This is a genomic window from Streptomyces sp. NPDC091282 (assembly GCF_044757385.1).
In the GTDB taxonomy this organism is placed as follows: Bacteria; Actinomycetota; Actinomycetes; order Streptomycetales; family Streptomycetaceae; genus Streptomyces; species Streptomyces gramineus.
In genome coordinates, this window is the sequence record NZ_JBIVUX010000006.1 from 391,397 (window position 1) to 413,649 (window position 22,253).

15 protein-coding genes and 1 tRNA gene are annotated in these 22,253 nt (G+C 71.8%); 14 read left to right on the top strand and 2 right to left on the bottom strand.

Going from position 1 to position 22,253, the window contains the following annotated elements; translation table 11 throughout:
* Window positions 1-12 precede the first annotated feature (12 nt).
* The 3 genes from ACIQOE_RS28965 to ACIQOE_RS28975 all read left to right on the top strand — a co-directional run bounded on the left by ACIQOE_RS28965 (window position 13) and on the right by ACIQOE_RS28975 (window position 5,150).
* Window positions 13-1,761: a recombinase family protein gene (locus ACIQOE_RS28965; RefSeq protein ID WP_401414642.1), complete on the top strand. Its 1,749-nt coding sequence runs from the start codon at window positions 13-15 to the stop codon at window positions 1,759-1,761.
* Window positions 1,762-2,214: 453 nt separating this feature from the next.
* Window positions 2,215-3,594, top strand: coding sequence for an NAD(P)/FAD-dependent oxidoreductase (locus ACIQOE_RS28970; RefSeq protein WP_351935617.1), 1,380 nt, complete (start codon window positions 2,215-2,217; stop codon window positions 3,592-3,594).
* 266 nt (window positions 3,595-3,860) lie between these two features.
* Window positions 3,861-5,150 (top strand): class I SAM-dependent methyltransferase, encoded by a 1,290-nt coding sequence (locus ACIQOE_RS28975; RefSeq protein WP_401414644.1) that lies wholly within the window; start codon window positions 3,861-3,863, stop codon window positions 5,148-5,150.
* Between the two features lie 62 nt (window positions 5,151-5,212).
* Here the strand turns inward: ACIQOE_RS28975 and ACIQOE_RS28980 are convergent, their stop codons facing one another.
* Together ACIQOE_RS28980 and ACIQOE_RS28985 are read right to left on the bottom strand one after the other, a co-directional pair.
* Window positions 5,213-7,741 carry an ABC transporter permease gene (locus tag ACIQOE_RS28980; protein ID WP_401414646.1) on the bottom strand — a complete coding sequence of 843 codons (2,529 nt, stop codon included), beginning with the start codon at window positions 7,739-7,741 and terminating at the stop codon, window positions 5,213-5,215.
* The gene (locus tag ACIQOE_RS28985) at window positions 7,741-8,535 is read right to left on the bottom strand and encodes an ABC transporter ATP-binding protein (protein ID WP_365563157.1); all 795 of its coding nucleotides are present in this window, start codon (window positions 8,533-8,535) and stop codon (window positions 7,741-7,743) included. Before ACIQOE_RS28985 ends, ACIQOE_RS28980 begins: the two co-directional genes overlap by 1 nt.
* Before the next feature lie 425 nt (window positions 8,536-8,960).
* Here ACIQOE_RS28985 and ACIQOE_RS28990 point away from each other — a divergent pair.
* The 11 genes from ACIQOE_RS28990 to ACIQOE_RS29040 all read left to right on the top strand — a co-directional run bounded on the left by ACIQOE_RS28990 (window position 8,961) and on the right by ACIQOE_RS29040 (window position 22,244).
* Window positions 8,961-9,043 (top strand) — tRNA-Leu (locus tag ACIQOE_RS28990).
* A 512-nt stretch (window positions 9,044-9,555) separates the two neighbouring features.
* Window positions 9,556-10,578, top strand: a complete 1,023-nt coding sequence (locus ACIQOE_RS28995) for a DUF5937 family protein (protein ID WP_351320931.1) — start codon at window positions 9,556-9,558, stop codon at window positions 10,576-10,578.
* A 289-nt stretch (window positions 10,579-10,867) separates the two neighbouring features.
* Window positions 10,868-12,334 (top strand): FAD-dependent oxidoreductase, encoded by a 1,467-nt coding sequence (locus ACIQOE_RS29000; RefSeq protein WP_351320929.1) that lies wholly within the window; start codon window positions 10,868-10,870, stop codon window positions 12,332-12,334.
* Window positions 12,335-12,363: 29 nt separating this feature from the next.
* Window positions 12,364-13,602 (top strand): HemK family protein methyltransferase, encoded by a 1,239-nt coding sequence (locus ACIQOE_RS29005; RefSeq protein WP_351320927.1) that lies wholly within the window; start codon window positions 12,364-12,366, stop codon window positions 13,600-13,602.
* Window positions 13,599-15,668: an aminodeoxychorismate synthase component I gene (gene pabB / locus ACIQOE_RS29010; protein ID WP_399012674.1), complete on the top strand. Its 2,070-nt coding sequence runs from the start codon at window positions 13,599-13,601 to the stop codon at window positions 15,666-15,668. The genes ACIQOE_RS29005 and pabB overlap by 4 nt, the downstream gene beginning before the upstream one ends.
* Complete coding sequence (locus ACIQOE_RS29015) at window positions 15,665-16,609, top strand: prephenate dehydrogenase/arogenate dehydrogenase family protein (RefSeq protein WP_401414649.1); 945 nt, start codon at window positions 15,665-15,667, stop codon at window positions 16,607-16,609. The genes pabB and ACIQOE_RS29015 overlap by 4 nt, the downstream gene beginning before the upstream one ends.
* Window positions 16,606-17,853, top strand: a complete 1,248-nt coding sequence (locus tag ACIQOE_RS29020) for an aminotransferase class I/II-fold pyridoxal phosphate-dependent enzyme (RefSeq protein ID WP_401414651.1) — start codon at window positions 16,606-16,608, stop codon at window positions 17,851-17,853. The genes ACIQOE_RS29015 and ACIQOE_RS29020 overlap by 4 nt, the downstream gene beginning before the upstream one ends.
* A 57-nt stretch (window positions 17,854-17,910) precedes the next feature.
* On the top strand, window positions 17,911-19,179 hold the full coding sequence (locus ACIQOE_RS29025) for an MFS transporter (protein WP_351320919.1): 1,269 nt from the start codon (window positions 17,911-17,913) through the stop codon (window positions 19,177-19,179).
* Between the two features lie 19 nt (window positions 19,180-19,198).
* Window positions 19,199-20,467, top strand: a complete 1,269-nt coding sequence (locus ACIQOE_RS29030) for an ATP-grasp domain-containing protein (RefSeq protein ID WP_365562985.1) — start codon at window positions 19,199-19,201, stop codon at window positions 20,465-20,467.
* A 20-nt stretch (window positions 20,468-20,487) separates the two neighbouring features.
* A complete protein-coding gene (locus ACIQOE_RS29035) occupies window positions 20,488-21,759 on the top strand; it encodes an ATP-grasp domain-containing protein (protein WP_351320915.1) in 1,272 nt (423 codons plus the stop codon).
* The gene (locus ACIQOE_RS29040; RefSeq protein WP_365562980.1) at window positions 21,756-22,244 is read left to right on the top strand and encodes a hypothetical protein; all 489 of its coding nucleotides are present in this window, start codon (window positions 21,756-21,758) and stop codon (window positions 22,242-22,244) included. The genes ACIQOE_RS29035 and ACIQOE_RS29040 overlap by 4 nt, the downstream gene beginning before the upstream one ends.
* Window positions 22,245-22,253: the final 9 nt, after the last annotated feature.

Sequence of the window (22,253 nt, forward strand, 5' to 3'; positions counted from 1 at the left end):
GAAGGGACGCACTTGAAGTACAAGGCCCCATCCAGAGCGCACCTGCTGCGCTACGTCGACGAGATAGAGAACCCGACCCGACTCGACGTCCCCGGCACCTTCCGGGGCGCGGTCGACCTCGACACCCTCGAACCGTTCGTTGGGTACATCAGGGTGTCGAGCTGGAACGAGGAGAAGATCAGCCCGGAACTACAGAAGACAGCCATCCGCGATTGGGCCCGCCGGAACGGCAAGCGCATCATCGGATGGATAAGCGACCTCGACGCCACCGGCCGCAACTTCCGCCGCAAGATCATGAAGGGCATTGAGGCGGTAGAGGGCCGGATCGCTGCCGGCATCGCCGTATGGCGGTACAGCCGCTTCGGCCGCAACCGGACCGGCAACGCCATCAACCTCGCGCGACTGGAAGACATAGGGGGCCGGCTCGAATCGGCAACCGAGCCAGTCGACGCCGGCACGGCCATCGGTCGGTTTCAGCGCGGCATGATCCTTGAGTTCTCGGCGTTCGAGAGCGACCGCGCCGGCGAACAGTGGACCGAGGTCCACGCGCACCGACTCGGCCTCGGCCTCCCCTCGGCCGGCCGGCCCCGATTCGGGTACCTGTGGACACCCCGCCGCGTGCCCGACCCGACGGCCCCCGCCGGCTGGCGACTGCAAGAGGAGAAGTACACCGCTGACCCGAACGCCGCGCCGCTCCTGCCCGAGCTCTACCTCGCGTACATCGACGGAACAGGATTCATCGAGCTCGCGCGCATGGTGAACGAGCAGGGCCACCTCACGGGGCGACGTAACCCGTGGCGGGCCGACAGCCTGCTGCGCTACATGGACAGCGGCTTTCCTGCCGGCCTGCTGCGCGTGAGGGACTCCTGCGACTGCCCCAAGAAGGACAAGCAGGGGAGCAAGTGTCAGCACTGGCGCTACTTCCGCGGCGCGCACGATCCGATCATCAACCACGAGATCGACCGAGACGCCGACGAACTATGGGAGGAGTATCGAGAACGGCGACGAGCAGTCGCCAAGACGCCACCGCGCTCCCGCGTGGCGGCCTGGGACCTTACCGGCCTCGTGCGCTGTGCGCTCTGCGGCGGTTCGATGACCGGCCACGAGAGCAGTGGGGGCGGCGTCTACTGGCGGTGTGCCCGTGCCGATGCGGGCGGTGCCTGCACTGGGGCCAAGGGGACGTACGGCGACCTGTTGAAGGAAGTCGACGAGTTCCTCGCCAAGATCGCCGGCGACATTGACGTGCTGCCGGCGGCAACCGACGTCAGCGTGCCCCCGCCGGCGGAAGGTCCCGACCCTGCCGTTGAACGGGCCCGCCTCACCAAGGAACACGCACAGTGGCAAGCCGCCCTTACGCGGCTCGTCACCGACTACGCCGTGCACCCGGAGCGGTACCCGGAAGAGGCGTACGACGCTGCCCGGAAGAACATCGAGGCGGAGCGCGACAAGGTCCTCGCGCAGCTCGCCGAGATAGAAGAAGAGAGGGAGGAAGACGAGGTACCGACTCAGCAGGACTTCAAGCCCTTGGTTGTGGGCGTGCTGCCTGAGTGGCCGACGTACACGGCCCTGTCGCGTAACCTCATCCTCCGCAAGGTCCTCCGTTACGTGGTCGTCTGGCCGCGGCCCTCTCGCTACGAGACGCGATGCCGCGCAGTCCCGATCTGGGCCCCGGAGGAAGAGGCACCCCATGCTTGGACCGCACCCGCGCCGAGTGACGGTTTGGAAGACATGCCCGACGGCATCGCCTGGTCCCTCGCCTGACCCTCCCGCGGCCGCCCCGCCACCCCGTCCGACCTCCTCGGATGAGCGTGCGGGGCGGCGGGTGAGCGGGCTGGAGGGGGTGTGACACGCCGTGCCACGACACCCCGCCGGAAAACTTCGTGAAGTTCTTCACAAGGAATTCGGTGCAGGTGGGGGATCCAGGGGGTCCTGTTGGCCCGTTCGGGGGCTCAACAGCCGCGAACGCGTGCTCAGGAGAGCGTTTCAGAGGTGTTTCGGGAGGTGTTCGCGCGGATGACATCCGGTGCCGCGGGGGTACCCCGAATGCCCGGAGGAGCAGCTCACACGGCATTGACAACGGGTCGTATCGGAAGTCGGTTCCCGCCGCCGACCATGACCTGGGTCACGTGGGTCGCGGAGTGTAGCACGACCCCTGTGCAACCTTGTGAAGGGGCGCACGAGCGCCCCCCCTGAGGCGGGTGGATACTCGATCCCATGAGCACCACGGAGCGTCCCAGGATCCTCGTAGTAGGCGGTGGGTACGTAGGCCTGTACGCAGCTCGGCGCATCCTCAAGAAGATGCGCTACGGCGAGGCGACCGTCACGGTCGTCGACCCCCGGTCGTACATGACCTACCAGCCCTTCCTCCCCGAAGCCGCCGCCGGCAGCATCTCCCCTCGGCACGTCGTCGTCCCGCTGCGACGCGTGCTGCCGAAGGCGGAGGTCCTCACCGGCCGGGTCACCACCATCGACCAGGACCGCAAGGTCGCCTCGATCGCCCCCCTCGTGGGCGAGGCGTACGAGCTGCCCTTCGACTACCTGGTCATCGCGCTCGGCGCGGTCTCCCGCACCTTCCCGATCCCCGGCCTCGCCGAACAGGGCATCGGCATGAAGGGCATCGAGGAGTCCATCGGGCTGCGCAACCACGTCCTGGAGCAGCTGGACAAGGCCGACTCCACGACCGACGAGGAGATCCGCCGCAAGGCGCTCACCTTCGTCTTCATCGGCGGCGGCTTCGCGGGCGCGGAGACCATCGGCGAGGTCGAGGACATGGCCCGCGACGCGGCGAAGTACTACAAGAACGTGTCCCGTGAGGACATGCGCTTCGTCCTGGTCGACGCCGCCGACAAGATCCTTCCCGAGGTCGGCCCGAAGCTCGGCCTCTACGGCAAGGAGCACCTGGAGAGCCGCGGTGTGGAGATCTACCTCTCCACCTCGATGGACTCCTGCGTGGACGGCCACGTCGTGCTGAAGAACGGCCTGGAGGTCGACTCCAACACGATCGTGTGGACCGCCGGCGTCAAGCCGAACCCGGCGCTCGCCCGCTTCGGTCTGCCGCTCGGCCCGCGCGGCCACGTGGACACCGCCCCGACCCTCCAGGTGCAGGGCACCGACTACATCTGGGCCGCGGGCGACAACGCCCAGGTGCCGGATGTCGCCGCCCGCAAGGCCGGTGTCGAGAACGCCTGGTGCCCGCCGAACGCGCAGCACGCGCTCCGTCAGGCCAAGGTCCTCGGCGACAACGTGGTCTCCGGCATGCGGGGCTTCCCGCAGAAGGAGTACAGCCACGCCAACAAGGGCGCGGTCGCCGGTCTGGGTCTGCACAAGGGCGTCGCGATGATCGTCCTGGGCAAGACGAAGATCAAGGTCAAGGGCCGTCTGGCCTGGTACATGCACCGTGGCTACCACGGTCTGGCGATGCCGACCTGGAACCGCAAGATCCGCATCTTCGCCGACTGGACGCTCGGCATGTTCCTCAAGCGCGAGGTCGTGTCCCTGGGTGCCATGGAGAACCCCCGCGAGGAGTTCTACGAGGCCGCCAAGCCGGCTCCGGTCGCCGCCCCGAAGACCGAGGAGAAGGCCAAGGCCTCCTAGGGCCAGGGCCTCCCGGCCCGGATCTCCGGGCCGTGGGCCGCCCGGCCGTGGCCCGCAGGCCTCGGCCCCGGGCCGCCGTACCGTCCGAAGGACCTCCCGCCATCCGTGGTGCGGGAGGTCCTTCGGCGTTCCCGGGCCCGCCCGCAACTGCGTGGCCGCTACAGCTGTTTTGCCCAGTCGTAACTCCTTTGCGGGACTGCGATGCTGCCCTCACGGTGTTTACGTGGTAACCGGCATCCGGGATCGTCGTCTTGGAGGTGTGCGCCATGGCCGACGCCGCGTCGCGGCTGAGGAGTGTTGCCGAGCAGGTGCTGGGAGTTCCGCTCCCGGTACGGCTGCGGGCCTGGGACGGATCACAGGCGGGACCGCCGGACGCCCCGGCGATCGTGATCCGCAACCGCCGTGCCCTGCGTTACCTGCTGTTCAAGCCGGGCGAACTGGGCCTGGCCCGGGCCTGGGTCGCCGGCGACCTCGACATCGAGGGCGACCTGTACGGCGCCCTGGCGCAGATGTCCGGGCTGATCTGGGAACGCGGGGAGGACAGCCGTACCCTCGGCCAGGCCCTGCGCGACCCCGAGGTGCGGGCCGCCGTCCGGGAGCTGCTGAGGCTCGCCGGTCCGCCGCTGCCGCCCACCCCGCCCCGCGAGGAGATGCGCAGACGCGGCCATCTGCACACCCGCCGCAGCGACAAACAGGCCATCAGCCACCACTACGACGTCGGGAACGACTTCTACGAGATGGTCCTCGGGCCGTCGATGGTGTACTCCTGCGCGTACTGGGAGGACGGCGGCACCCTGGAGACCGCCCAGCGCGACAAGCTGGAACTCGTCTGCCGCAAGCTGGGTCTGAGCCCCGGTCAGCGGCTGCTCGACGTCGGCTGCGGCTGGGGCTCGATGGCGATCCACGCGGCCCGCGAGCACGGCGTGAGCGTCGTCGGGATCACCCTGTCCCAGGAGCAGGCCGTGTACGCCCGTAAACGGGTCGCTGACGAGGGTCTGACCGACCGGGTGGAGATCAGGGTCCAGGACTACCGGGACGTCCGGGACGGGCCGTACGACGCGATCTCGTCGATCGGGATGGCCGAGCACGTGGGCGCGGCGAAGTACCTGGAGTACGCCAAGGACCTGTACGCGCTGCTGAAGCCCGGCGGCCGGCTGCTCAACCACCAGATCGCGCGGCGCCCGCAGCGCGACGAGGAGGCGTACCACGTCGACCGGTTCATCGACGCGTACGTCTTCCCCGACGGTGAGCTGGCCCCGGTCGGCACCACCGTCACGCAGCTGGAGCGGGCCGGCTTCGAGGTCCGTGACGTGGAGTCGATCCGCGAGCACTACGCCCTCACCCTGCGCCGCTGGGTGGCCAACCTGGAGGCCGACTGGGCACGGGCGGTACGGCTCACCACCCCCGGCCGGGCCCGGGTGTGGCGGCTGTACATGGCCGCCTCCGCCCTCGCCTTCGAACGCAACCGGATCGGCGTCAACCAGGTCCTGGCCGTCCGGACCCCCGAGCCCGGCGGATCGGGGCTGCCGCTGCGCGCCCGCACCTGGAACCCGTAGGCCGGCAGGACGGCGAAGGGGCCCCGCACCTCCCGTGCGGGGCCCCTTCGCCGTGGCCGCGGCTACTCGGACTTGATCGCCGCCAGCATGTTCAGCCGGGCCGCGCGCCGGGCCGGCCACAGCGCCGCCAGGACACCGACCAGGCCGGCCAGCACCAGGAAGAGCGCCATCCTGTCCCAGGGCAGGACCAGTTCGTAGGTGGGCATCTTCGCGCCGACCAGCCGCCCGGCCGCCCAGCCGAAGAACACGCCGAGGCCGAGGCCCAGCACCCCGCCGAAGAGCGAGATGACCAGGGACTCCAGCCGGACCATCCGCTTGACCGCCTTGCGGTCCAGGCCGATCGCGCGGAGCATGCCGATCTCCTGCTGCCGCTCGAAGACCGACATGGCCAGGGTGTTGATGACACCGAGGACCGCGACGATCACCGCCATCGCGAGCAGGCCGTAGACCATGTTCAGGATCAGCGTGAACGCCTTCGCGATGGAGTCGGACAGGTCCTGCTTGTCCTGGACCTTGATCGCCGGGTTGGAGCCGAGGGCCTTCTCCAGGCCGTCCTTGGCCGCGGCCGACGCGCCGTCCGCCGTCTTGACCATGACCTGCATGTCGGCCGGGTCCTTCTGGTGCGGGGTCAGGACGGCGTTGTCGATCATGATCCCGCGGATCATCTCGTTGCCCTGGTAGACCCCGGCGACGGTCATCCGCTGCGCCTTGCCGTCCTCGTAGTGCACGGTGAAGGCCGAACCCGCCTTCCAGCCGTGCGAGGTGGCGGTGTCGTCGTCGACGACCACGTCCGAGCCGCCGACCCTGAAGGTCCCGCTGTCCACCGTGAGGTCGGTCAGCTTGCCGATCGCCGAGCCGTTGACGCCGGTCAGGAACTCGGTGTCGCCGTCGATCCGGGAGGCCGCGTTGCGCAGCGGGCTGCTCTCGGTCACCCCGTCGGCGGCCGCGACCTTCCGTGCCACGTCGGGCGAGAGCGCGTTCCCGTTGGCCATCGAGACGACGTAGTCCGCGCGGATCGCCGAGCTGGCCATCTTGTCGATGGACTTCTGCAGGCTGCCGGCCATCACCGTCATCCCGGTGATCAGCGTCAGGCCGATCATCAGCGCGGAGGCGGTCGCTGCGGTACGGCGCGGGTTGCGCACCGAGTTCTGCCGGGCCAGCTTCCCGGCGACGCCGAACCCGCGCAGCAGCGGGGCGGCGGCCGCGATCAGCGGCCGGGACAGGAGCGGGGTCAGCACGAAGACACCGATGATGAGCAGGACCGCGCCCAGCCCCATCGGGGCCTGGCCGTCGCTGCCGTTCATCGTGGTCGCCGCCAGGATCACCGTCACGCCCGCCGCGGAGAACAGCGCGCCGATCGTGTTGCGCAGCACCAGCGACTTGGTGGTCGGGGCGGCGTGCAGGGCGCTCATCGCGGCGACCGGCGGGATCTTCGCGGCCCGGCGGCCGGGCAGCCAGGCGGCCAGCATGGTGATGACCACACCGACGGCGAGGGCGGCGACCACCGTGCCGGGGCTGACGACCAGCGGGCCGTCCGGCACGGTCGCGCCGAACGAGCCCATCAGCGCGCGCAGTCCGGCACCGATGCCGATACCGGCGACCAGACCGGCGACCCCGGCCACCGCGCCGACCACGAACGCCTCGATCAGCACCGAGCGAGTGACCTGGCGGCGGGAGGCGCCCACCGCGCGCAGCAGCGCCAGCTCCTTGGTGCGCTGGGCGACCAGCATGGTGAAGGTGTTGGCGATGATGAACGTGCCGACGAACAGCGCGATGCCGGCGAAGACCAGCAGGCCCTGGCGCAGGCCGCTCATGCTGCTGGAGATGGCCTCGGCCTGGTCGTCGGCGAGCTTCTGCCCGGTGGTGGTCTCCACGAGCTTCTTCGGCAGCGCCCGGTCCAGCTGGGCCTTGAGGGCGGCCTGTCCGGTGCCGGACTTCGCGGTCACGTCGATCTCGTCGTACGCGCCCTTCGTGCCGAACAGCCGCTGCGCGGTCGCCGTGTCGAACAGCGCGAGGCTGCCGCCGGCCGCGACGTTGCCGTCGTCGGTGGTGAAGACGCCGGCCACGGTGGGCTTCAGGACCGGGCCGTTCACCGAGATCCGCACGGTGTCGCCGACCTTGTAACCGGCCCGCTCGGCGGTCCTGGAGTCGATCAGCACCTCGTTCGCGCCCTTCGGCGCGTGGCCGCTCACCAGCGGGTAGCGGGAGTCGTCGGCGCCCCAGTAGTTGCCGCCCTCGGACTGCCAGCCGCCGCCGATCAGCTTGCCGTGCTTGTCGGCGATCGCGGTGAAGCCGGAGACCACGCCGGTGGCGGAGGCGGCCCCGGGGACCTTCGCGGCCCGGTCCAGCAGGGCCTGGGTGAGGTCGGGGGTCTTGCCGACCTGATCGCCCTTGGAGTCCTGGTACTTGGCCTGCACGGCCACGTCGACGCCGCCGAAGCCCTTGGCGGAGCTGTTCTGGTAGGCGTCCGAGATGGTGTTGGTGAAGACCAGGGTGCCGGAGACGAAGGCCACGCCGAGCATCACGGCGAGGACGGTCATCAGCAGCCGGGCCTTGTGCGCGAGGACGTTGCGCAGCGCGGTGCGGAACATCAGCGGGCCAGGCCCTTCGCGTCGGGCTCGGAGGTCTGCGGGCCGCTGCCGGGAAGCTGGCGCATGAAGTCGAGGACGCCGTCCGCCGTCGGCCGGTACATCTCGTCGACGATCCGGCCGTCGGCGAGGAAGACGACACGGTCCGCGTAGGAGGCGGCCACCGGGTCGTGGGTGACCATGACGACGGTCTGGCCCAGCTCCCGCACGGAGTTGCGCAGGAAGCCGAGCACCTCGGCGCCGGAGCGGGAGTCCAGGTTTCCGGTCGGCTCGTCACCGAAGATGATCTCGGGGCGGGAGGCGAGGGCGCGGGCCACGGCGACGCGCTGCTGCTGGCCGCCGGAGAGCTGCGCGGGCCGGTGGCTCAGCCGGTCCTTCAGGCCGACCATCTGGATCACGTTGTCGAGCCACTGCTTGTCCGGTTTCCGCCCCGCGATGTCCATCGGGAGGGTGATGTTCTCCAGCGCGGTCAGCGTCGGCAGCAGGTTGAAGGCCTGGAAGATGAACCCGATCTTGTCCCGGCGCAACTTGGTCAGCTGCTTGTCCTTCAGGGAGCCGAGTTCGGTCTCGCCGATGCGCACGGAGCCGGAGGAGAAGGTGTCGAGGCCCGCCACGCAATGCATCAGCGTGGACTTGCCGGAGCCGGAGGGGCCCATGATCGCGGTGAACTCGGCCTGCCGGAACTCGGCGGTGACCCGGTCCAGGGCGACGACCTGCGTCTCACCCTGCCCGTAGATCTTGGACAGCTCCGTGGCACGGGCGGCCACGGAGGTGGTCCGCCGGTCGGCTGCGGGCACCCCCGGACGAAGTTGGGGGGAGGGCGTGGTGGACACGGTAGGGCGCTCCTGTCGGGACGACGGCGTTCATGGGGACGTGACCATCGTCCCGGCCGATCGGGCCCGTGTAGTCAGCCGCAGTTCCGGTTCCGGGGGGCGACCGAGGGGGGACCGGAGGGCGCCGCGTCATACCTGGGGATGACGGCGGACCCTGAGGTCCGTCCGTCGAGAACAGGTGGAGCCCCCTTGTTCGGACGGTGAAATTCCGTCATTCCACGTACGTGCGCACCCACCGCGCGTAACGCTATTGGCAAGTGCGGATGGCCCGTTCCGGTGGCTGATGCACCCTCAGACGTCAATAAAATAAGACAACATCGGGTCGTCCGTCCGCTGTTCGGGGGACGCCTCCCGATAGGCTCGGAATCTCGTTGCGAAGCCCATGGCCTGCCCGGATGGTGGAATGCAGACACGGCGAGCTTAAACCTCGCTGCCCCTCGCGGGCGTACCGGTTCAAGTCCGGTTCCGGGCACTTTCGCACTGATCACACTTTTCCTTCCCGTAGGTCCGGTTGGCGCCGGGGTCCGCGTCCGTCGTATCGGACGGAGCGGTACGGCCCCGCCTGCGGGATCCCGTCGCGTGCGCGGCCGGGCCGGCGTCCGGCGGAGGGTCGTATTCACGCCATCGCCTGCCGGTGGGCTCCGGTTGCGGTCCGCGCCGCAGCCGCTCGCCCGGCCGCGTCGATCTCGGGCGTCCGTCACTCCTTGATCTCTCCGGTCGAGCGCTCCGTCACCGCCGTGCGCCGGAATCACCTTGAATGCCCGGTACGTCCGACACCGGACGTAGTGGTTCCGGCCAACTGCGGGGAGTGCTCACCAGGCGGGACGCGGTGCGCCACGTCTGGGAATGCGTGCTTCCGTGCGGGATCGGGTCAGGTGAATTCGCGCCATCGGAGCGCCTCGGCTGTCACTGCGGCGTCCTATCGTCTTCCGTGTGCCGCTGCGCCATCTACCGGAGCGGCATCAACGGGGACATGGGGGAAACATGATCCGCTTCTCGGCGACCGTGGACGACATCGCAAGGGTTCGATTCTCGCCCTCTCCGCTGGGGGAGGCCGTATACAGCATCCGCATGCTGGGCTCGGCCGAGCGCAGAAGGCGGCACCAGCCGTGGGCCGACGACGTCCGCGCGCGGCTGCGGACCATGGACCTCCTGCCGCTACGCGCGTTGATCCCGCCCACCGGATACATCCCGGACTTCCTCACCCCGCCGCCGGACGGCACCGGGCCGCGGAAGATCGCCGAAGAGCTGGAGATGGTCCGCGCGACCCCGAGCGAACACTTCGTCGCCGAGGTGTCCTGGATGGCCGCCGACCCCGGCACGCCCGTGACCTGGCGTCAGGAGGCGGCCGCGCTGCACCGGCACATGCTGGCCCAGCCGGCCCAGGCCATCGCCCTGATCACGGATCTGCTGCAGACCTACTGGGACCTCGCGCTGGAGCCGCACTGGCGGCGGCTGCACGGCGGACTGCAGTCCGACATCCGCTCCCGCATGCAGGTGATAGAGGGTTCCGGCGCGGCCCCCGTGTTCTCCTCCCTGAACCCGCGCATCGCCTGGCGGGACCAGGAACTCACGGTGCGCAGCGCCTACGACTACCAGGAGGACCTGGGCGGCCGGGGCATCGTGCTCGTACCGAGCGTGTTCTGCGGGCCCGAGGTGCTCACCATGACACCGCCGCAGCAGTCGATGATCGTCTACCCGAGGACGGGCGTCGAGGAGATGTGGCACCGGCACACCTCCGACCAGCCCAGCCCGCTGGCCGCGCTGCTCGGCGGCGTCCGCTCCGCGGTGCTCGAGGCTCTGCTGGTACCCGCCTCCACCGGCGACCTGGCCGAGGCCATCAACGTCACTCCCGGAGCCATCAGCCAGCACGTCGCCGTGCTGCGCGAGTGCGACCTGGTGACGAGCCGACGCCACGGCCGCAGGGTCATCCACTCGCTCACCGAGACCGGCGAGGCGCTCGTACGGGGCGCCGTGGCGCCCGGCGCCGGACGCCTGTCGGCCTGACCGCCGCTCGCCCGAGCGGACGGAGAAACCGCCGAGGACAGCGGTCCTAGGTCGGTTTTAGCGGGGGCTAAAAGCGTTGGGGACGCCCTCGCAGGTGTGTTTCGCTCACGGTGCGACGTTGACCGAGACGAACTCGGGCCCTTGACCGTCCGCAGGGCGGGAGACAGGCGGGCCGAGGTGTCGGCGGCCGGACATCCGGCTGTCATGAGCCCGTATCTCCCACGACTTCCACGTCCTTCACGCCTTCATCCACGTCACACTCCCGGCCCGACCCGAAGGGAACATCCTGGTGCCCGCAACCATGTCCGAGGACAACCGCTTCCACGACGTAGTCGTAGTCGGAAACGGCTCGCTCGGCCTGTCCCTCGGCCTCACCCTGGCCCGTCGCGACCTGAACGTGGCCGTGCTCGGCCGTCCGCACCGGCCCAAGGCGGCGTCCTCGGCCGCGGGTGCCATGCTCGGCACGTTCGGCGAGGTCACCACCACTCTGCTCAAGAGCGACTACGGCCGCACCAAGCTCGACTGGGCCTACCAGGCAAGCAAGCTGTGGCCCGAGTGGCTGGCCGGCCTGGCGCCCGACTCCGACGGCACCGACCTGCTGACCGCCCACGGCACCGTCGTCATGCTGAACACCGTCGGCGTGCCCGACATCGACACCCAGAACTTCAAGGCGATCCGCAACACCCTCATCGAGTACGGCGAGAAGTTCGAGGACATCGATGCCGAGGACATCGAGTGGCTCGACGCCGAGCCCACCGCCCGTCCGCTGCAGGCGATGTACCTGCCCAACGAGCACGCCGTGAACGCCCACGCGCTGCTGGCGCAGCTGGAGGCGGCGTTCCTCGCCGCAGGCGGCACGCTGATCCCGGAGCAGGCGGTGCGGGTGGACCACGCCGACGGCCGGGTGCGCGGCGTCGAACTGGACTCCGGGACCGTACTGGCCACCGAGCAGCTGGTGCTGGCCGCCGGCTCCGCGTCCCAGGCCGTCCTGGACACGGTCCCCGACCAGGCGGCCCGGATCCCGCGGCTGATCAGCGGGTACGGTGTCTCGGCCCTGGTCGACACCGAGGACGGCACGGCACCGCGCAGTGTCATCCGCACGCCCAACCGCGCCTTCGCGTGCGGGCTGCACGTCGTCCCGCGCGGCGCCGGACACGTCTACGTGGGCGCCACCAACATCATCTCGCCCGAGCCGCGCGAGACCCCGCTCATCTCGGACGTGCTCTTCCTGCTCAACTGCGGCAACCGCCAGGTCCGCCGCAACCTCGGCGAGAGCGGAGTGCGCGCGATCCAGGTCGGCAACCGGCCCGTCGCCCTCGACGGCATGCCGCTGCTCGGTGAGACGGAACTCGCGGGCCTGTGGATGATGACCGGCACCTACCGCGACGGACTCACCCTGTCCCCGCTGCTCGCCCGGGAGATGACCGCTCTCCTGCTGGGCGAGGAACCCGGCATCGAACTGGACCTGTTCCGCCCGGTCCGCTCGCCGATCCAGCCGCTCAGCCGCGAGGAGATCGTGGAGGCGACCGTCACCCACATGCTCGCCACCGGCTACGAGTCCAACTGGACCGTGCCCGTCGAGTGGCCGTTCACCATCGAGCACTACCTGCGCGTGGCCTACACCCGGATCGCGGACGAGTTCGACCCGGCCTTCACCCCGCCGCCGGAGCTGCTCGCCTCCTCGCGCATCCACCCCTCCATCGCCCAGGCACTGCGCGACTACTACGCGGCCAGCCACGCGGCCGCCGCCAGTTGACACGACCACGGGGAAAGGACCGACGGACCGTGCCCGACCAGTCACTCGCTCAGCACGTCGAGGACGAGCGCCTCGACGCCCTGCTCCGGGAAGCGGAGCGCACGCTCGCCGAGGCCCGGGTGTGGAGCCCGCGGGAGGACGCGGAAGCCCTGGCAGCCCATGTGCTGGGTCTTCCGGACGGACCCCTGGAGCCCGCCGGGCGGCCGGTGCCCGCGGCCGCCGCGGCCGAACTGCGCGCCCTCGTGGCGCGCCGCGCCGCCCGGATCCCGCTCGGTCATCTCACCGGGCGGGCCCGGCTCGGCGGCATCGAGGTCGCCGTCACCGAGGACGTGTTCGTCCCCCGGTTCCCCACCGAACTCCTGCTGGCCTGGGGCCTGTCGGCGGTGCGCGGGAAACGGGCGCCCGTCGTGGTCGACCTGTGCACGGGCTCGGGCGCGCTCGCCCTGGCGTTCGCGCACGCCCGGCCCGACGCCGAGGTGCACGCCGTCGACCTCGACCCGGCCGCGCTCGCCTGTGCGCGGCACAACGCCGCCGCGCGGGCGGCGGCGGGCGACACTCCGGTCACCGTGCACGCGGGGGATGTCACGGACCCGGAACTGCTCGCCGCCCTCGACGGCCGCGTGGACCTGGTGCTCGCCAACCCGCCGTACGTGCCCACCGGCACCGAACTGCTGCCGGAATGGGGCCGGCACCACCCCGCCCGGGCCATCTTCGCGGGCACCGACGGACTCGACGTCATCCGCGCCGTCGTCGCGTGCGCGGCGCGGCTGCTCCGCGTCGGCGGCGGCCTGGCGATCGAGCACGGGGACGCGCAGCGCGAGGTGGTGCCGGACCTGCTCGCCGGGACCGGCGCGTTCGCGGACGCCGAGAGCCACCTCGACCAGGAGCGGCGGCCCCGCTCCACGACGACGTACCGCACGGCAGACGACGGGAGCACGAGCATGACCACGACCTCGACTGCCGAGGCCGGACTGGCGGGACTCCGTGCCGAACTCGACCGGATCGACGTCCGGTTGCTGGACACCCTGCGGGACCGCATCGAGTGCTGCGTGCGGATCGCGGAGCACAAGCGCGAGCACGCGGTGCCGATGATGCAGCCGCACCGGATCGGCATCGTGCAGGAACGCGCCGCCCGCTACGGCGCCGAGTACGGCGTCGACCAGACGTTCCTGCGCCGCCTCTACGACCTGGTCATCGAGGAGACCTGCCGGGTCGAGGACATCGTCATCGGCGCGGAGCCCACGCAGGCCACGGGCGACGGATCATGACCACTCACCCGGTGCGCACGCTCCTCATCGACAACTACGACTCCTTCACCTACAACCTCTACCAGCTGCTCGGCGAGGTGAACGGCCAGCCGCCGACCGTCGTCCGCAACGACGTCGACTGGTCCGCGCTGCACCTCGGCGACTACGACAACGTCGTCGTGTCGCCGGGGCCCGGCCGCCCCGGCCGGGAGCGGGACTTCGGCGTGAGCGCCCGCGCGATCCGCGAGTCCGGCCTGCCCGTGCTCGGCGTGTGCCTCGGCCACCAGGGCATCGCCGAACTGTTCGGCGGCACGGTCGAGCACGCGCCCGAACCGATGCACGGCCGGGTCTCCGCGGTCCGCCACGACGGGACGGACATCTTCGCCGGACTTCCCTCGCCCTTCTCCGTGGTGCGCTACCACTCGCTGACCGTCACCTCGCTCTCCGACGACCTGGAGGGCATCGCCTGGACCGAGGACGGCGTCCTGATGGGACTGCGCCACCGCACCGAGCCGGTGTGGGGCGTGCAGTTCCATCCCGAGTCCATCTCCACCGAGTACGGCCGCGAACTCCTCGGCAACTTCCGCGACCTGACCCGCGCCCGCCGCGCCCAGGCCCCCGCCGCGACCCCGTCGCCGTACCACCTGCTGGTGCGCCGACTGCCCGGCGCGCCCGACACCGCGGCCGCCTACGCCGAGCTGTTCGCCGGCAAGCGGCACAGTTTCTGGCTGGACAGCGGTTCCCACGCCGACGGCAACGCCCGCTTCTCCGTGCTCGGGGACGGCACCGGCCCGCTCGCGGAGTACGTCACCTACCGGGTCGGCACCCGGACCGTGCGGGTGGAGCGGGCGGGACGGCCCGACGAGGTGCTGTCCCAGGGCTTCTTCGGCTACCTCGACGCGGAGCTGCGGCGCCGCGCCGTACCCGCCGACGACTCGCTGCCGTTCGCCTTCAACCTCGGCTACGTCGGCTACCTCGGCTACGAACTGAAGGCCGAGACCGGCGCCGCCGCCGCGCACACCTCGCCCACCTCGGACGCCGCGCTGCTCTTCGCGGACCGGGCGATCGCCGTCGACCACGCCGAGCAGACCACCTACCTGCTGTGCCTGGGCACCGCGCCGGACGACCCGGACGCCCTCAAGTGGCTGGACAGCACCGCGGGCCGGCTCGACGTGCTGCCCGCGGAGGTCCCGCGGCCGCGGAGCCCGCTGGTCGACGCGCTCCCGCTGGCCGCCGCGTCCCTGGTGCCCCGGCACGGCCGCGGGGACTACCTGGCCCGGATCGACGAGTGCCTGGAGGAGATCCGCAACGGCGAGTCGTACGAGATCTGCCTCACCAACATGGTCACCACCTCCACGGTGCTCGACCCGCTGGACACCTACCGCCTGATGCGCGGCATCAGCCCCGTCCCCTACGGAGCCCTGCTGGACTTCCCGGGAGTGGCGGTGCTCAGCGCCTCGCCGGAGCGGTTCCTGTCCATCGGCGTCGACGGGACCGCCGAGTCCAAGCCGATCAAGGGGACCAGGCCGCGCGGCGCCACGCCCGAGGAGGACGCCGCGCTGGCGCGGGACCTGCGCTCCAGCGACAAGGACCGCGCCGAGAACCTGATGATCGTGGACCTGCTCCGCAACGACCTCAACACCGTGTGCGAGGTCGGGTCCGTGCACGTGCCCAAGCTCTTCGACGTGGAGACCTACCCGCCCGTGCACCAGCTCGTCAGCACCGTGCGCGGCACCCTGCGTCCGGGCACGTCCGCGGTGGACTGCGTGCGGGCCTGCTTCCCCGGCGGGTCGATGACCGGGGCGCCCAAGCTGCGCACCCTGGAGATCATCGACCGGCTGGAGGAGGGCCCGCGGGGCGTCTACTCGGGCGCGCTCGGCTGGTTCTCGCTGAGCGGCGCCGCCGACCTCAGCATCGTCATCCGGACCATCGTGGCGTCCCCGGAGGGAGCGTCCTTCGGCGTCGGCGGGGCCGTGATCGCCCTGTCCGACCCGGTCGAGGAGTACGAGGAGACCCTCGTGAAGTCCCGGACGATGACGGCGGCGATCGCCGGCAGCACGCCCGGCGGCGGGACGGGGGCCGCATGAGCGCGCACCCGCCCGCACCGGCCGGGCCCGGACTGCGGCGCTGCGTGGTGGCCGGCGGATCCGGCGCGGTGGGCCGCCTGTTCACCGCCGTGCTCGCCGACGCCGGCCTCGACGTCTGCGCGGCCGACCCGGAGACCGCCGGCGCCGCCCGGCCCGGCGTCCGCGCGCTCAAGGCCGACATCACGGCACCGGACGACGCGCTGCGCGCCGAACTGGCCGCCTGCGACCTGCTCGTGCTCGCGGTGCCCGAGCCGGTGGCGCTGGCCGCGACCGCCCCCCTGGCCGGCGTCCTGCCGCGGCACGCACTGCTCGCGGACACGCTGTCGGTGAAGACCCGGATCGCCGAGGCGGTCACCGCCCGGCTGCCGGACCACCAGGCGGTCGGCCTCAACCCGATGTTCGCCCCGGCGCTCGGCCTGCCCGGCCGCCCGGTGGCCGCGGTCGTCCTGCGCGACGGCCCGCTCGTCGGCGAACTGCTCGCCCTGGTCACCGGCGGCGGCGCACACGTCGTACGGCTGGACGCCGAACGCCACGACCGGCTGGCCGCCGTGTCCCAGGCCCTCACCCACGCCACCGTGCTGGCCTTCGGGCACGCCCTGGCCGGACTCGGCGCGGACATCGCGGAACTGGCGGCCGTCGCGCCGCCGCCGCACACCACCCTGCTGGCGCTGCTGGCCCGGATCTCCTCCGGCACCCCGGAGGTCTACTGGGACATCCAGTCCGCCAACCCGTACGCCTCGGACGCCCGCGACGCGCTCGCGCACGGCGTGGACCGACTGCGCGCTCTCGCCCGCGACGGCGACGAGCAGGACTTCGAGCGCCATCTGCACCAGCTGTCCGGTGTCTTCGGCGACCGGCTCGAACAGTTCCGGGACGTGTGCGCCGGGCTGTTCGCGGAACTGCCCGCAGCCTCCCCCGCCGACCCTGAGGAGAACGCGTGATCACCGACGAGCTGAGCGGCGCCAAGCCCGCCAACTGGGTCGCCGCCCGCATCGACAGGACCACCGACTCGCTGGACCGCGCCTTCGACGAGGGGCTCACCGGGCACGTCATCACCGGGCGCCACGGCAAGGAGGTGGAGCTCGCGGACGGCAGCCGCGCCGTCGAGTTCGTCTCCTGCTCCTACCTGGGCCTGGAGGAGCACCCGGATCTGGTCGCGGCCGCGCAGGACGCGATGAGCCGGTTCGGCGTGCACTTCTCCTCCTCGCGCAACCGGATGCGCCCGGTGTACCTGGGGGAGCTGGAGGACCTGCTGAGCCGGATCTACGGCGGCCGGCCGGTGGTGCCCTTCACCTCCGTCAGCAACGTCCACCTCGGGGTGCTGCCGCTGCTGGGCAACGGCACGCTCCCCGGCTATCCGGTCGCCGGTGCCGGCCCGGTGTTCCTGATGGAGAAGACCGCCCACGCCTCGATGCAGGTCCTGCGCGGCGTCCTGGAGCAGATCGGCCCGGTGCGCCGGTTCGACCTGGCGGACCCGCGGACCCTGGAGGCACGGCTGGCCGACGCACGGGAGCAGAGCCGCACCCCCATCGCGCTGGTCGACGGCGTCGGTTCGATGGGCGGCCTGATCGACGTCGACACCCTCGCCCGGTCGCTCGCCGAGGCCGGCGGACTGCTGTACGTCGACGACGCGCACGGCATCTCCATCGACGGCCCACACGGCGCCGGTTACGCCTACGAGGCCTTCACCGGCGGACTGCCCGCCAACGTGGTGCTGGTCGGCTCGCTGTCCAAGGCCTTCGGCGGCGCCGGCGGGTTCGTCGTGCTGCCCGGCGAGGAGGACGTGCGGGTGCTGCGCAAGTTCGCCAACCCGCTGGTCTTCGGACACTCCATCATGCTGCCGCTGCTCGCGGCGGACGTGGCGGCGGCCAGACTGCACCTGAGCGGCGAGGTGGCCCGGCTGCAGGAGCGGCTGTGGGGGAACGCCGCCCTGTTCGACGAGCTGACCGACGGCAGGCTCGTCAGCGCCGGTCAGCGCTCGCCCGTCCGCGGGGCGCACTTCGCCACCGAACAGGCGGCGTTCGAGGCCGCGAGGCGGCTGCGCGCGGCCGGTGTCCTGGTGCTGCCCGCCTTCTTCCCGACCGTCGCGAAGGGCACCGGGCTCATCCGCTTCGCGCTCTCCGCACTCCACGAGACCTCCCAGCTGACGGCCGCTGTGGAGGCGCTCGGCCCGATCGCCCCATGACCGTCCCCCCACTGCAACGGTGAGCCCACGACCCGGCGGGCCCGCCCAAGGAGCCACATGAACCCGAAGAGCCTCGTCCCTCCGGCCGGACCGGCGCGCACGCTCGCCCTGGCCCAGCTGATCAGCAGGACCGGCGACGGCGCGTACTACGTGACCGCGGCCCTGTTCTTCACCCAGGTCGTCGGCCTGTCCGCGGCCCAGCTGGGCCTCGGGCTGACCATCGCGTGGACGGTGGCGCTGGCCCTGAGCGTGCCGCTGGGACACGTGGCCGACCGCCGCGGGGCGCGGGGGACGGCGGTGTTCTTCTTCCTGTGCGCGGCGGTGGCCGTCGGCTCGTACCTGGTGGTGCGTTCCTTCCCGCTGTTCGTGCTGTCGGCGTGCCTGTACGCGGTGGGGCAGCGCAGCGGCTCCGCGGCCCAGCAGGCCCTGCTGGCCGGAGTGGTGCCGAAGGAGAACCTCACCAAGGTCCGCGCCGTTCTCCAGGCCAGCTACAACGCCGGGCTCTCCGTGGGCGCAGCGCTCGGCGGCGTGGTGCTGCTCTTCGACACGCACGGCGCCTATCTCGCGGCGTTCGCGCTCAACTCCGCGGCCTTCGCGGTGGCCGCCGCGGTGCTGTGGCGGGTGCCGCCCATCGCCCCCACCCCGGCGCCCGCCGACGGCGAGCGGACGAAGACGGTGTTCCGGGACCGGCCCTACGTCGCCGTCAGCCTGCTCAACCTCGTCCTCGTGCTGCACGTGCCGCTGATCGACGTGGCGCTGCCGCTGTGGATCGTCGGGCACACCGACGCCCCCAAGTGGGTGCTGTCGGTGATGTTCGTGCTCAACACGCTTGCCGTCGTGGTCCTCCAGGTGCGCGTGGCGCGCGGGGTGACCGACCTGGCGAGCGGGGCGCGCTACGTGGTGCGCGGCGGGCTGCTGCTCGGCGCGGGCTGCGTCGTCTTCGCGTTCTCCGGCAGCGGTGACTCCGCCTGGTCGGCGGTGCTGCTGCTGATCGCCGCCGCGGGGGTGCAGACGGTCGGCGAGATGATGCAGATGGCCGGCAGCTGGGAGATCAGCTTCGGTCTCGCGCCGGACGGCAAGCACGGCCAGTACCAGGCGTTCTTCGGGTCCGGGCTGACGGTGGCCGAGATCGTCGGTCCGCTCGCGCTGACCGGGCTGCTCGTCTACTGGGGCGCGCCCGGCTGGATCCTGCTCGGCGCCCTCTTCGTCGCGGCCGGCCTGGCGATGGTGCCGGTCGTGCGGTGGGGAGAGCGCACCCTGGCCGCCCAGGGTGACGCGGTGCCGGACACCGTGGACGCGGCCGACCACCAACTGACCAGGGACTGAAGGGAAGGGAGACGGGGGAATGGGTTCGGACGGGGGAGTTCCCGCGGCGGCGGGCGGCGAAGGCCGCACGGTGCTGCTCATCGGCGGCCGGCTGGAGACCGTCCGCAAGGCCCGCGGACTCGGCCTGGACGTCGTCAACGTCCAGCGTCCCGACGAGTACCGGCCCGAGTACGCGGAGCTGGTCCGCGCGGCGCTGCTGGCCGACTACACCGACTGGTCGGTCCTGCGGCCCCTGGTGACCGCCGCGCACCAGGTCTTCGGCTTCTCGGGCGTGGCGACCATCACCGAGCCCGGCGTGGAGCCCGTCGGCCTGATCTGCGACGCGCTGGGCCTGCGCGGCAACACCCACCTGTGCGCCCGGCTGATGCGCGACAAGGCGGAGATGCGGGCGCACCTGGCCGGCGGGCCCGGCGCGGTCGCCGCCGCGGTGGCCGAGGACCGGGCCGCGCTGGAGCGGTTCGGCGCCCGGTACGGCCATCCCTTCATCGTCAAGCCGGTGGACGCGGCCGCCAGCTTCGGGGTGCGCCTGGTCGAGACGCCGGAAGCGGCCGAGGACGCCTGGCAGGCGATCACCGCGCTGCGCGGCAGCACCGGGCATCCGTTCGCCGCCTACTTCCCGGTGGGGCGCTTCCTGATGGAGGAGTACCTGGACGGGCCGGAGTACAGCGTCGAGTCGCTCAGCTTCGACGGCCGGCACGTCCTGCTCGCCGTCACCGAGAAGAGCACCGCGGCCGGATTCGTCGAGTCCGGGCACGCTCTGCCGGCCCGCCTGCCGGCCGCGGACGAGCAGGCGGTACGGGACTGTGTCGGCGCGTTCCTCGACGCGGTTCAGCTGCGCCACGGTCCCGCGCACACCGAGGTGAAGCTGACCTCGCGCGGTCCCCGCGTGATCGAGTCGCACGGACGGCCCGGCGGCGACCGGATCATGGAGCTGGTCGAGGCGGCGTACGGCGTCGACATCGAGACGTACACCGTCGGCTGGGCCGCCGGGGTGCTGCCCGCGATCGAGGCGCCCCCACCGGCCCGCGCCGCAGCCGCGACCTGTTTCCTCACCGCTCAGCCGGGCCGGGTCACCGGCGTCGAGGGCGTCGAGGAGGCCCGCACCCACGAGGGCGTGGTCGGGCTGGACGTCGCGGTCGAGGTGGGCGGCACCGTACGGCCGCTGCGGGCGAGCTGGGACCGGGTCGGCCAGGTCCTGGTCACCGGCCCGGACACCGCGGCCGCCCTGGCGCTCGCCCGGCAGCTCGCCGGAAAGATCACTGTGACCACCGAGCCGAATCATGACTGATCATCGGAAGAAGTAACACCATGTCAGAACACATCCTGATTTTCGGTAACGGATATGACATCCCCGGCCGCATCCGCGCCCGGGGCAAGCGACTGGGCCGCACGTACTCGACGAGCGTGCTGTGCCGGATCGACCACCTGGCGAAGGTGGAGGAGGCCGGGGAGCACGCCCGGATCGTCGCGGTCGGGGCCGACGCGCCCGCCGCGGAGTGGACCGAACTGGCGCGCGCCGTCCACGCCGTGCAGCCGGTGACGCGCATCGCGACCTTCGGCGACCAGTGCCAGGAGGCGGCGGTCGAGGCCGGCCGGGCCCTGGGCGTCGCCACGCACACGCCGGAGACCGTGCGGCTGGTCTTCGACAAGTTCGCCATGCGGCGGCGGCTGGCCGAGGCGGGCGTGGAGTCGATCCCCGCCGCCGAGGTGCCCGACGCGGACGCGCTGGTCGCCTTCGCCGCCGAGCACGGCTACCCGTGCGTGGTCAAACCCCGCCGGGGCACGGCCAGTACGGGCGTCTCGGTGATCCGCTCGGCCGAGGAGGCGCCGGCCGCGTTCGCGCGGGCCCGCGGCCTGGACGGTACGGACGGTGCCGGGCCGGAGGCCCAGGTCGTCGTCGAGGCCTTCCTCCCCGGAGCGCAGTACAGCGTGGAGGCCTTCTCGGAGGGCGGCGAGCACGTGCCCGTCGCTTTCACCCGCAAGTACTCCGACCCGGCCAGTCTGGTGGAGCTCGGCCACGTGATGCCCGCGCCGCTCGACACCGGCCAGGAGGAGGAGATCCGCACGCACCTGGTCCGGGCGCTCGACGCGCTGGGCGTGGAGTTCGGGCCCACCCACACCGAGGTGGTGCTCACCGAACACGGCCCCCGCGTCATCGAGACGCATCTGCGGGTCGGCGGTGACGAGATCTGGAACATGGTCACCGACGCCACCGGCGTGGACCTGGTCGAGTACCAGCTGCGCCAGTGCACGGGCGAGCGGGTGCTCCCCGACCTGCGCGCCGCCCTGGCCGGTTCCCGGCACCGGCGCGGCGAGGCCATCTGGTTCGCCGGGGCGCCCGCCGCGGGCGTCCTCGTGGAGGTCGCCGGCGCGGACGGGCCGCACCCCGACGGCGTGCGGGTGGAGGTGCTGGGCCGGGCCGGGGACCGGCTGCGCGGCCTGCGCAGTTCCGACTCCCGGCTGGCCCAGGCCCGGGCCGGTGCCGCCACCGCGGACAAGGCACTCGCACTGGCCCAGGAGGCCATCGGGCGGCTGGAGTTCGTCACCCGGGTCACGGCCGGGGAGCCCGAGCTGCTGTGAGCGCACAGGTGGAGTCCAGGCGCCAGCAGGCGGCACACGGCACGGGTCAGCCGGCCTCGCACGGCACGGGGCAGCCGGCACCGCACGGCACCGGCCGGTCGCGTGCCGTCCCGGCGGAGGCGGAGGCGGCGGCAGCGGAGGACGCGGGGCGCGCGGACGGCGCCGACATGCGGGCCCTGCTGGAGAACCTCGACGGGCAGATCGTCGCGATGGTGCTGCGCCGGGCCGCGCTCGCCCGGCACTACCACGCGCAGCGGCGCACGGCGGGACTGCCGCAGTCGGAGCTGGCGTGGGAGAACCAGGTGCTCGGCCGGTACGCCGAGCCGCTCGGCAGCCGGGGCACCGACATCGGACGGGCCGTGCTGGCCCTGTCCCAGGCCGCCCCTCGGCGGCCCGGGACGAAGGAGACGAACGGAGAATCGCCACGAAAAGAGAATGCGTCCGCCCGGACAACGGAAAGCGCCCGCGGGGACCCGCCGCGATGAGCGGCTGAA